The sequence below is a fragment of the Dactylosporangium fulvum genome, from assembly GCF_025137375.1.
Classification (GTDB): domain Bacteria; phylum Actinomycetota; class Actinomycetes; order Mycobacteriales; family Micromonosporaceae; genus Dactylosporangium; species Dactylosporangium fulvum.
On record NZ_CP073720.1, the window covers coordinates 6,731,505 to 6,742,784 of the forward strand.

Annotated in this window: 11 protein-coding genes and 1 pseudogene; 7 read left to right on the top strand and 5 right to left on the bottom strand. The window is 73.0% G+C overall.

Translation table 11 applies throughout. The features are described from left to right. Positions 1–176 precede the first annotated feature (176 nt). A complete protein-coding gene (locus Dfulv_RS31015; RefSeq protein WP_259857342.1) occupies positions 177–1,058 on the top strand; it encodes a universal stress protein in 882 nt (293 codons plus the stop codon). Positions 1,059–1,245: 187 nt separating this feature from the next. Next, complete coding sequence (locus Dfulv_RS31020; protein WP_259857343.1) at positions 1,246–2,091, top strand: universal stress protein; 846 nt, start codon at positions 1,246–1,248, stop codon at positions 2,089–2,091. 321 nt (positions 2,092–2,412) lie between these two features. On the opposite strand, the pseudogene Dfulv_RS31025 reads toward Dfulv_RS31020, so the two are convergent. Then, positions 2,413–2,799: pseudogene (locus Dfulv_RS31025) on the bottom strand (CoA-binding protein); the annotation flags it as partial. A 38-nt stretch (positions 2,800–2,837) separates the two neighbouring features. After that, on the bottom strand, positions 2,838–3,299 hold the full coding sequence (locus tag Dfulv_RS31030; RefSeq protein WP_259857344.1) for a cyclic nucleotide-binding domain-containing protein: 462 nt from the start codon (positions 3,297–3,299) through the stop codon (positions 2,838–2,840). Between the two features lie 363 nt (positions 3,300–3,662). Here Dfulv_RS31030 and Dfulv_RS31035 point away from each other — a divergent pair, with 363 nt between their 5' ends. Further along, positions 3,663–3,989 (top strand): hypothetical protein, encoded by a 327-nt coding sequence (locus Dfulv_RS31035; protein ID WP_259857345.1) that lies wholly within the window; start codon positions 3,663–3,665, stop codon positions 3,987–3,989. Positions 3,990–3,996: 7 nt separating this feature from the next. On the opposite strand, the gene Dfulv_RS31040 is transcribed toward Dfulv_RS31035, so the two are convergent. From Dfulv_RS31040 to Dfulv_RS31050, 3 genes are all read right to left on the bottom strand, one after another. Then, entirely contained in the window at positions 3,997–6,519 is a 2,523-nt protein-coding gene (locus tag Dfulv_RS31040) for a universal stress protein (RefSeq protein WP_259857346.1), read from the bottom strand. 5 nt (positions 6,520–6,524) lie between these two features. Next, a complete protein-coding gene (locus Dfulv_RS31045) occupies positions 6,525–7,511 on the bottom strand; it encodes a helix-hairpin-helix domain-containing protein (RefSeq protein ID WP_259857347.1) in 987 nt (328 codons plus the stop codon). Positions 7,512–7,586: 75 nt separating this feature from the next. Next, positions 7,587–8,480, bottom strand: coding sequence for a universal stress protein (locus Dfulv_RS31050; RefSeq protein WP_259857348.1), 894 nt, complete (start codon positions 8,478–8,480; stop codon positions 7,587–7,589). 269 nt (positions 8,481–8,749) lie between these two features. On the opposite strand from Dfulv_RS31050, the gene Dfulv_RS31055 reads away from it, so the two are divergent. From Dfulv_RS31055 to Dfulv_RS31070, 4 genes are all read left to right on the top strand, one after another. Beyond that, on the top strand, positions 8,750–9,508 hold the full coding sequence (locus tag Dfulv_RS31055) for an SDR family NAD(P)-dependent oxidoreductase (protein WP_259857349.1): 759 nt from the start codon (positions 8,750–8,752) through the stop codon (positions 9,506–9,508). Between the two features lie 88 nt (positions 9,509–9,596). Beyond that, entirely contained in the window at positions 9,597–9,896 is a 300-nt protein-coding gene (locus Dfulv_RS31060) for a hypothetical protein (RefSeq protein ID WP_259857350.1), read from the top strand. Positions 9,897–9,920: 24 nt separating this feature from the next. After that, positions 9,921–10,736, top strand: coding sequence for a universal stress protein (locus Dfulv_RS31065; protein ID WP_259857351.1), 816 nt, complete (start codon positions 9,921–9,923; stop codon positions 10,734–10,736). A gap of 95 nt (positions 10,737–10,831) precedes the next feature. After that, complete coding sequence (locus tag Dfulv_RS31070) at positions 10,832–11,275, top strand: CBS domain-containing protein (protein WP_259857352.1); 444 nt, start codon at positions 10,832–10,834, stop codon at positions 11,273–11,275. Positions 11,276–11,280 lie beyond the last annotated feature (5 nt).

Here is an 11,280-nt window from a genome sequence, read left to right on the forward strand (position 1 = left end):
TAAAGCGTCTTCAATGTATAACGTCATCGATACGACTGCGCAAGACCCACGCCCCGGCCCGCACGGGTCCAACGGCCCTGGCGGCCTTGCCGCCGGAGCAGGACGCTCAAGGTAGCCCCGGCGCACGGGCAGGGAGGCGCCGGGCACCGGGTCGCGCTCCTGAGGAGGTAGCCGCCATGAGCACCGGAACCGCGGTGGTCGTCGGGGTCGACGGCTCACCCGACAGTCTCAACGCAGTCGACTGGGCCGCGGCCGACGCGATGCGCCGGCACCGCCCGCTCCGTATCGTGCACGCGTTCCTGTGGCCCACCGTGTACCCGCCGCCGGCCGTCCCCGTGCCGCCGAAACTGTACGAGCAGACCATGCGGGAGGCCGCTCAGCAGATCCTCGACGAAGCCGTCACCCGGGCCCGCACGGTCGCCCCGGCGCTCGACGTCAGCACCGACATGCCGATCCAGCAGGCGGCCGCCGCACTCGTGGCCGCCTCCAGGCGCGCCGCCACCGTCGTCGTTGGCAACCGCGGCCTCGGCGGCTTCACCGGCCTGCTCCTCGGATCCGTCGGCGTCGAACTCGCCGCCCACGCCGCGTGCCCGGTCGTCGTCGTGCGACACACCGACCGGCCGCCCGGCCCGGAGGCCGGCCGGGTCCTCGTCGGCATCGACGGCTCCCACGACGCCGAACGCGCGCTGCAGTTCGCCTTCGAACAGGCCTCGTTCCGCGGCATCGAGCTCACCGCCGTCCAGGCGTATCTGCGGCCCGGCACCACGGGCCCCGGCGACCTGCTGCCGCTGGTCTACGACGAGGAGATCCTCCAGGACGACGAGCTCCGTGTCCTCGCCGAATCAGTCACCGGCTGGATCGAGAAGTACCCGGACGTCGACGTCCGCCGTGCCGTCGTGCGCGGCCGCGCGGCCGGGGTGCTGACCGAACTGTCCGCCGGTGCGGACCTGCTCGTCGTCGGCTCCCGCGGCCGTGGCGGCTTCACCGGTCTGCTGCTGGGTTCCGTGAGCCAGGCCGTCATCCAGCACGCCGCCTGCCCGGTGGCGATCATCCGATAGGGAGTGCACGAGAATGTCGGAGCCGGCACCTGCTCCACCACGCGCACAGCCCGGTCCTCGTCGTCCGGGACGGCCCGCACGGCTGACCTCGAGACCGACAGCCCCTGCACGGCGGACACCTGCCGGGGCATGGTGAAGAGTGGAGAGGCCGCTTTCAGCGGCAGTCGCACCGGCAAGGGAGGGCGTCATGATCGCCAACCGTCGTCCGGTGATCGTGGGTGTCGACGGCTCGCCGGCCAGCCTCGGTGCGGTCCGGTGGGCCGTCGACGAGGCGGTGCGCCACGGCAAGCCGCTCCGGATCACCCACGCGCTGGGCGTTCCAGGCCCGTCCGAACAGGCCGTGGACGAGCACGTGATCGCACTCGAGGCGGCGATAGAGGCCCGCAACTGGCACCGCGGCCTGCACATCACCACGTCCACCTGGCACGGCAGTCCGGCCCACGTGCTCATCGAGGAGTCGCGCCATGCGAGCCTCGTGGTGGTGGGCAGCCGCAGGACGAGGGGCTTCCACTCGCTGCTGGACGGCTCCGTCGGGCTTCAGTTGGCCACGCATGCGTACTGCCCTGTGCTGATCGTCCACCACGCCGAGCGCTGGACCGGGCCGGAGCGTCCGCTGCCGCAGCAGCCGATCGTCGTCGGTTCCGACGGCTCGGCACCCTCCGAGTTCGCGGTGGGGCTGGCGTTCTCGGAGGCGGCGACGCGCGGCGTGCACCTGGTCGCGGTACGCGCGTGGCGCGAGCCGGCGCGCCGCTGGGGCCGCGCCGCGGACCTCACCCGGCTCGCCGCTGCCGTGCACGACGCGCTGGCCGCCGATCTGGAACCGTGGCAGGCGAAGTATCCCACCGTGCCGGTCGACCTCCGCGCCGTCCGCGGCACGGCGGCCCCTGTCCTGCTCGCCGAGGGCAGCGACGCGCTCATGGTCGTGCTCGGCCCCCGTGGAAGGGACGGCTTCGACGACCTCCGGCTCGGCTCGGTGACCCAGCAGGTGCTCGACCACGCCACGATTCCCGTCCTCATCGCCCAGCACGCCTGACGGCACCGCAAGCAGCTGGGCATGTGCCGGCCGGAAGCCGCGCTGTGCTCATGCGGGAACCGAGGCGCTGTAGCGAGCACGGATGCGGCAGATCCGGGTCCGGGCCCGGCCTTCGGTCCAGATCCTCGGCGCCGACCGGCAGACGGCCCGGTGCTTCGGCGACAGCCACGGCGCCGCGGTCGACAGCCGCACCGGGTGCTGCTCCGCGCCCGGCGCGCCGATGCGGTGGTGCCGGACCAGCGGCCGGACCTCCAGCTCGGCCTGCGGGCTGAGGCCGCGGTACACCTCGGAACGCGGTGTGGTGCCGCCGACGACCATCTGCGCCAGTGCCCGTTCCGTCCCGATGCACGTGTTCTCGACGTACTCGAGACCGGCGTCGTCGGCGGCCTGGCGCGCCTGCGGGCTGGCGATGCCCGGCTGCAGCCACACCCCGCCGGCGCCGATCGCCGCCGCCTCGCGCACCAGTTCCGGCGCCTCCGGTGCGGGCCGGAAGACGTCCACCAGGTCGACGTGCACCGGGATGTCCACGAGCCGGGCATACGCCTGCTCGCCGAACACCTGGTCCGCGTGCGGGTTGACCGGGATGATGCGCCATCCCTGATCCTGCAACAACTTCGGCACCCAGTGCGCAGGCTTCTGCGGATCACGGGACGCGCCCACGACGGCAATCGTGTGCGCCCCGGCAAGCATCTCCCTCGCGGTGCGCATCGGACTCATCTCCCAAGGTATCGAGGCGGTCATCGTCGTCATGCCGGCGCCCGGTACAGGTCGAGCAGCCGGATCCTGGTGGCCTGCATCCGGTCGACCACGACTGCCATGAAGCGCTTGGTCAGCTCGTAGCCGAACTCGGGGTCGGCGTCGCACATCGCGCGGGTGGCGGGGCCGTCGACGGCGATGCTGAGCAGCGGACCGGCGGCGACGGCGCCGAAGTGCCAGCGGTACGGCGGGAAGAGCCAGGACCAGCCGAGCACGGTGCCGGGGCCGATGGTCTCGAGGACGACGTCGCTGCGGCCGGGCACCCGGATGTCGAGGTTGACGTAACCGTCGCGGATGAGCCAGTACCGATCCGCCCGGCCGTTCTCCTCGAAGAGCCGCGCCCCGGCGCGGAACGGTGCGCGGTGTGCCCAGCGAGCCAGGCGTGCGAGGTGGTGCGGCGGCAGACCGGTGAGGAACGGATGCGCGACGAGCAGGTCGAACGTGGTGGTCATGGCGAATCCTCGGTGGTCGTTGGCGGGTGCGCGGCGGGGCGTGCGGTCCGGCGGTGACGCCGACGTGCCGGCCGGGCACCACGTGATGCGGCGGCCACAGCCCGGACTCGCCGAACTGGTCGTGCCGGCCGTCGCGGCGGCGGAGGTGCGCTTCCTGGGTACAGCTGTCCGTTCCATCACACTCCCGGCATTCGTACCCCGTGTAGGGCCGTTCGACCCCTTCTCAGGGCCGGAGGACCGGACTTCGTGGCCGGCAGTGGGGGTAGCGGGCGGGTGTTGTGTCAGGGTGATGCGGGTGTTGTCCGTACTGTGCGGCCACCCCGCCACCGTCTACGTTGTCAGAAGGGGCAGGAGGTGAGTCGCATGGCCGCCACGTTGCTCGTCGTAGCAATCCTCGGTGCTGTCTACCTGGCGCTGATCGCCTTGCACGCGACCGCCATCAGGCACCACGCCGACGGTGGCCGGCTCGATCGTCGGCCCCGGCTGGCGATCTGGCTGGCAGCCCATCTGAGACCGGACCCGCGGGACAGGGTTCCGGCGGACCCGGGCCTTGCCCGGGACGAACGGATGGCCGTCAGACGGCTGATGAGCGGGGAGCTGGACAAGGACACGTACCGCGACACGCTGGCCGGGATCGCTGCGCAGGACGCGGCGGCGCACCCGCTGCAGCTGCCGCAGTCACGGCAGTAGCCGGACGTCACCCACCGGCTCGGTCCGCTTCCCTGGACGCCGGCCGGTCCGGCCGCGGACCGCCGCCCTGACGGCCGTGTGCGGCCGGGAGGGTGATGACGACGGTACGGCCGCCGCCCGGCGTGCGCTCGTGCCGCAGGGTGCCGCCCATGGTCTCGGTGAGCCCGCGGGCCAGACGCTGTGCCACGTCGGCCCCCGGGCAGGATGCCCCCGTGCCGCTGCCGTGGTCGATCACGCGGATCCGGATGTGTTCCCGCTCGACGGTGGCGGCGATGGCCGGTGGGCTGTCGGACGGGCTGCGGCGCAGTGCGTCGGTGGCCAGACCGGCGACGGCTCGGGTCAGCAGCCGGCTGTCGGCGATGACGTAGGGCAGCACCTCGGGCAACCGCAGCATGATGGGTCGGCCGTCGGCGCCGAGGTCGTCGAACGCGGCGACGATCACCTCCGCGACATCCACCGGGCGCAGGCGGCAGTCCAGCGCGCCCGCCTCGAGCCGGCAGAGCGCGTCGAGGTCGGCGAGCAGGTTGACCGCACCGTCGATCTGCGCCTGCGCCGCGGCGAACCTGGTCCGGCCGCTTGCGGGGAGGCGTTCGACGTGGTCGGCCGCGTCGGCGAGCGCAGCCTTGGCGGCGGCGAGCGAGCCGCACAGGTCGGGGATGGCAGCCACCGGCGGGCCATGGAGCGCCGATGTCGTGGCCTTCGTCTCGGCCGGGCGGGTGAGCCCGGCCGCGATGCGCGTGACGTAGGCGGTGAGAATGCGCTCCTCGCTGGCGCTGAGCCGGCGGCCGACCCCGGCGATGCGGAGGCGTTCGCGGACCGGGACGGAGATGTCGGCGTCCTCGGGCCGTTCCGGCGGGTGGCTGCCGGCGCTGGCGGTGACGCACCAGCGGGTGACGGTGTCACTGTCGAGCCGCCGTTCGAGCAGGCTGACCCCACGCAGGCCGAAGGCCTGGCGAAGCTGCTCGAGCAGCGCGGGCGGGCTGTCGTGCCCGCGCAGCGCATCGGCCGCCAGCGTGCTCAGGATGCTCGCCTGCGCCGATTCGTACGTCGTCAAGCGCACCCGCTCGGCGGTCGTCTCGACGGCCAGGCCCACCAACGCGCCGGTGATGACAAACGCGCTGAGCACGACCACGTCGGTGAGGCCGGCGGAACCCGCGGCGAACTGCGGCAGGAACCGGCCGGCCAGCAGGCCCGCCGCCAGCGCGGCGGCGACCGCCGGATACAGGCCCCCGATCAGGGCGACCACCAGCACGACGACGAGGTAGAGCGCCGGGCCGGCGGCCGTACCGGCCACCCGGTGCAACTGCGCCATGCACACCGTCAACGCCGACAGGAGCAGCGCCGCGAGCACGACCGCGTACCAGCGCCGGTGCGGGCCGAGCCCGCTGGCGAGCCGTGGCCACGCCAGGCGCGGCGGCCTGGCCGCGCCTTCGTGGGTGACGATGTGGACGTTGATCGGCCCGCACAACCGGATGAACTTCGCCGCGATGTCCTCGCCCGTGAGCAGCCGGGCGCATCGGCCCCGCCTGCTCACGCCGAGCACGATCTGGGTCGCGTTCTGCGCCTTGGCGGTCGACAGCAGCGCGTCGGCGACGTCGTCGCCGATCACCTGCTGATAACAACCGCCCAGCGACTCCACCAGCGCATGCTGGCGTGCCAGCACTGCCGGGTCGGCGCCGATCAGCCCGCTGCTCACGGTGACGTGCACCGCCACCAGATCGCACCCGGGGATCCTGGCCGCGATGCGGGCCGCCCGCCGGATGAGCGTCTCACCGCCGACGTCGCCGGTGAGCCCGACCAGGATCCGTTCGCGCGCCTCCCAGGAGGCCGCGATGCCGTGCTCGGCCCGGTAGCGCTGCAGCCCTTCGTCGACCCGGTCGGCGACCCACAACAGCGCCAGCTCACGCAGCGCGGTGAGATTGCCCGGACGGAAGTAGTGGGTCAGCGCGGTCTCGATGCGGTCCGCCGGGTAGACATCGCCGTGGACCATCCTCCGGCGCAGCGCCTCCGCCGACAGGTCCACCAGCTCGATCTGGTCGGCGCGGCGGGCGACCTCGTCGGGCAGCCGCTCGCGCTGCACGGTCCCGGTGATCTGCCGCACCGTGTCGTTGAGCGACTCCAGATGCTGCACGTTCAGCGTGGTGACCACGTCGACCCCGGCCGCCAGCAGTTCCTCGACGTCCTGCCACCGTTTGCTGTTCCGGGAGCCGGGCACGTTGGTGTGCGCCAGCTCGTCCACCAGCGCGACCTGCGGATGCCGGTCCAGCACCGCGTCCAGGTCCATCTCGGTGAAGCTCATGTCGCGATAGGTCAGCATGCGGCGCGGGACCGCCTCCAGGCCCTCCGCCATGGCGGCGATCGGCATGCGCCCGTGCGGCTCGACGAATCCGACGACCACGTCGGTGCCCTGTGCCAGACGGTGGCGGCCCTCGTCCAGCATGGCGTAGGTCTTCCCCACCCCGGGCGCGGCACCGAGGTAGATCCTGAGATGACCGCGGGCCGTCGTCGCCCGCGCCGTGTCTGCGTCCATGTCCGTCACCGGCGGTGCGCGACCTTGGCCCGGCGGCGCCGTTTCGCGCCGATGAAGTCCTCCAGCCGGTCCAGCGGCCAGGTGTTGACGACGTCCTCCGCGGTGAGCCAGCCGCGCTGGGCGGTACCGATGCCGTACCGCAGGTGGTCAAGGTGCACAACGGCGTGCGCGTCGGTGTTCACGGCGAACTTCACACCGTGCCGCCTGGCCCGCAGGATCAGTTCGTCGCTGAGGTCGAGACGGTCGGGGAAGCCGTTGACCTCGAGTGCGGTGCCGGTCGCCGCGGCCGCCCGGAACACCGCGTCGAAGTCGGCCTCGACGGGCGGACGCCTGCCGAGCAGCCGGGTGGTCGGGTGGCCGATGACGGTGACGTACGGGTGTTCGCACGCGCGGACGTCGACGTCGCCGATCGTCTCCCGCATCCGCCGCAGCGAGCCGGCATACGTGCATCGGACGCAGCCCTTGACACGCGACAGCGCCGTCACGATCTCCTCGGCCGCCTCCGTGGCGTCGGAGAGCAGGGACCGGCCGTGTCCCCGCTCGAGCAGGGTGATGCCGTGCAGGATGTTCTCGGCGGTCTTGGCGCCGAAGCCGCGGTGGCCGGTGAGCATGCCCGCCTCGACGGCGTCCCGCAGTTCCTCGATCGAGGCGATGCCCAGGTCGGAGTACAGCACCATCGCCTTCTTCGGTCCGAGGGTGGGAATCCGGGTGAGTTCGACGACACCACCGGGCACCTCGGCGCGCAGTTCCTCCACGGCCCGGATGCGGCCGGTCCCGAGGAACTCGAGGATCTTGTCGGCGATGGACGCCCCCACATTCGGGATCTCTCGGAGGCTCTCCTCGTCCATCGCGGACACGTCCGCGGGGTAGCCGCCGACCACGCGGGCCGCCTTCTCGTACGCCCGCGCCCGGTGCGCGTCCCCGCCGGTGATCGCCATGAGATCCGCGTACTCGTGAAGGACCCGCTCGACGACCTCGTTAGGCCGGACCATGCCTCCAAGGTTATGACGGTGCCGCCCGCACGGCTCATGCCCGGGCGGCGAGCCGCTTCCTCCGGTCCGTGGACGTCAGGTGCGTCCCGCGGGCGGAGCCGTGCCCGGCGGACCGTGCGCGATCAGCACCGGGCAATGCGACCGGTGCAGCAGACGCATGCCGACCGAGCCGAGGAGCAGCCCGGCGAACCCGCCGCGCCCGCGGCTGCCGACGACCACCAGCTGCGCCTGTCGCGACCGGTCGACGAGGACGTCGGCGGCCTCACCCTCGACACCGTGGAACTCCCACGGGACGTCCGGGCAGCGTTTGCCCGCCGCGGCCACCTGCCCGGCCGCTTCGTCGGCCAGCGCCCGCTGGACCTCGGCCGAGTCGTGCAGCAGCGGGGGCGTGCCGAGCGGGAGCGGCACGATCGGTGTCTCGATGGCCCGCACGGCCACCAGGCCACGGCCGCGTTGCCGCGCTTCGTCGAACGCCAGCGCCAGCGCGAGGCCGGATGATTCAGATCCGTCGATGCCGACAAGAACGTCACCGGCCGCGTCCGGCCGGCCGCGGACGACCGCGACGGGACACGTCGCGTGGATCGCGACCTGCTGGCTGACCGATCCGAGCAGCGCCCCGGTGGCGGCCCGCCGGCCCCGGGTGCCGACCACCACCAGGGCCGCCCCGGCCCCGGCCTTCACCAGCACGTCGGCCGGGTGGCCCGGCACCGCCGCCGCCTGCACGACGACCTCAGGAGCCACGGTGGACACCTCCCGCGCGACGTCCTCGACCATCATGTCGGCGAGCTGCTGTGCCGTCTCGGCGAGTTCCCCGCCCGGCGCGAACGCGGTCAGCGGCACCCTCCAGCGGTAGGCCAGCAGGACACGCAGCGGCACGGCTCGCCGGGCCGCCTCCAACACCGCCCATCGCGCGGCCAGCAGCGACGGCTCACCACCGTCGACACCCACCACGACCGTTCCGTCGTACACGCCTGTCCCCCCGCTCGACGGCACGTCCCGGAGCCGGACACCCGGGACCGCCTGTCCCACCGTCTCCCCTGCCGCGGGGACCACGCGCGAGATCCGGCCGATTCACCCGCTCCGGGTGACCGGCGGCGACGTGAGCACAGACGTGACCGTCGACGCGGGTGCGGCGGGACCTTGGTCCCTGCCGGACCGGCTCTGCCGGGTTCAAGGTGACGTATGGACGGAGGTGGTCGTCCCCCGCCCCCGAGGTACGGCTCCTGAGGAGGATCGACATGAACACACTGCGGCACGCCGGGCGCACGGCACTGGTGACCGGCGCCGGCTCCGGCATCGGCCAGGCGACGGTGCTGCGGCTGGCGAAGGAGGGCGCCACGGTGGTCGGCTGCGACGTCGACACCGCCGGCCTCGAAGCGACGGAGCAACTGCTCGCGGCCGAGTCGTGCAAGGCCCACCTGATCACGGCCGACATCACGGCCCAGGCCGACGTCGACCGGGTCGTCGCGGCGCTGCCCGGCGGCTGGGTGGACCTGCTCGCCAACGTCGCCGGCGTCATGGACCACTTCCTGCCGGTCACGGAGCTCGCCGACGACGTCTGGGACCGCGTGATCGCCGTCAACCTGACCGGTCCGATGCGGCTGTGCCGGGCCGTGATCCCGGCGATGCGGACGACGGGATCCGGCGCGATCGTCAACGTCTCGTCGATCGGCGGGCTGACCGGCTCGGTCGCCGGCACCGCCTACGTGTCGTCGAAGCACGGCCTCATCGGCCTCACCCGCTCGCTGGCGTTTCTCTACGGTCCGGACGGCATCCGTACCAACGCGATCTGCCCGGGTGCCGTCAGGACGAACATCGGCCGGACCGCCTCCCCGGAGGTGGAGTGGGCGTACCGGCGGATGGAGCAGAGCTTCGCCCGGACGACCCGGACGGCCGAGTCGGACGAGATCGCGGCGCTGATCAGCTGGCTCGGCTCCGCGGAGGCGAACAACGTCAACGGCGCGGTCATCACGGCTGACGGCGGCTGGATGTCGTGACCGGCCGGGACGTTCGGGACTTCCGGCCCTGGCAGCGGCTCCGGCCGTCGGCAAGAGTGGCGGACATCGACGGGCGGAGGGACGCGGGATGGTCCAGGCACTGATCGTGTTCGGTATGGTCGCTGTGTTGTACGCCGTTGCGGGGCTGGTCGTGTTCGCGGTGCGCGGGCCGGCCGCATGGCCGGCTGCCGACCGCCTGCTCCGGCGCACCCACGACGCCCCGGGGGCGGCACCGGTCGACCGGCGGCTGGGTGACGAGGAGAGCGAGGCCGTGCGGCGGCTCATGGAGGGCCGCATCGACCGGTCGGCGTACCGGTCGATAATGGCCGTCGTGGCCGCGGCGGACGCCGTCGCGCATCCGCTGGCCGTACCGAAGCTGCATCAGTGAACACAGAGGGGGCAGGACGTGGGGATGGACGGCACCGGCATCGTCGTCGGCAGTGACGGGTCCGCGTCGTCGGACGACGCGGTCAGGTGGGCCGCGGCCGAGGCTGTCCGGGCCGGCGTCCCGCTGCGGGTCGTGCTGGCCTACCACTGGCGCTGGCCCGGCCGTCCGGCACGCGCCGAGGAACTCGACAGGTTCGCCCGCGAGCACGCCGAGACCACGGTCGCGCGGTCGGTGACGGTGGCGCGGCAGGCGGAGCCGGCGGTCGCTGTGGACGGCGTGGCGATCATGGGTGTGCCGGCCGACGTGCTGCTGACGTCGGCCGCGAAGGCCGCGATGCTCGTCGTCGGCTTCAAGGGCGACCACGGGTTCGCCGCGGCGCTGCTCGGCTCGGTCGCGTTCGAGGTGGCGACGTATGCGACCTGTCCGGTGGCGGTCGTCCGCGGTCGCGCCGGCGTCGCGACCGGTCCGGTGGTCGCCGCCGTCGACGGCTCGGCGGCCGCCGAAGGGGTGCTCGCGACAGGCTTCGAGCAGGCGGCCCGGCGCGGATGCGACCTGCTCGCCCTGCGCGTCGACCCGCCGGAGGCACCGGTGGCCGCCGACCTCGCCGCGAGCGTGGCGCGGTGGCGTGCGAAATATCCGGCGGTACGGGCGGAGTCCCGGCTCGTCGACGGTCACCCCGCGCAGGTCCTGGTGGACGCGTCCCGGGACGCGCAACTGGTCGTGGTGGGTCACCGCGGTCACGGCGGCTTCGCGGGACTGCTGCTCGGTTCGGTCGGCCACGCACTGCTGCACCACGCCGAGTGCCCGGTCCTCGTGCTCCGGGGAGCGCCGCCGCACTGACCGCGCCCCGCCTGTCGTCCCGGCACGACCGGGACCTTCGGCCCATGCGCCGGGCGCCGCCGCGGTCGAGGGTTGACGTGAAGGAGGTGGGTCCGATGAGCGACCTGTTCGTCCGTGACGTCATGACCGCGGCGGTTCTCGTGGCGACACCGGAATGCCGGTACCAGCAGATCGTCGACGTCCTCACGGGGTACGACGTGAGCGGGCTGCCGGTGGTCGACGACAACGATCACGTGATCGGCATGGTGTCCGAGGCAGACGTCCTGCGGCCGAACGGCCACGACACCGCGCGTGAGCTGATGACCAGCCCGGCGGTGACCGTGGACGCCGCCGCCCCGGTCGGCGGTGCCGTCGATCTCATGGAACGCCACCACCTCAAGCGACTGGCGGTGACCGACGGGCCGGACGGCCGGCTCGTCGGCATCGTCACCCGCCGGGACATCCTGCGCCATGCCGTGCGCGGCGACGAGACGTCCCGGCGTGACAGGCCGGACGACGTGCTCGTGCAGCACTACGTCGCCGGGGCGGGGTCACGGTGAACGCC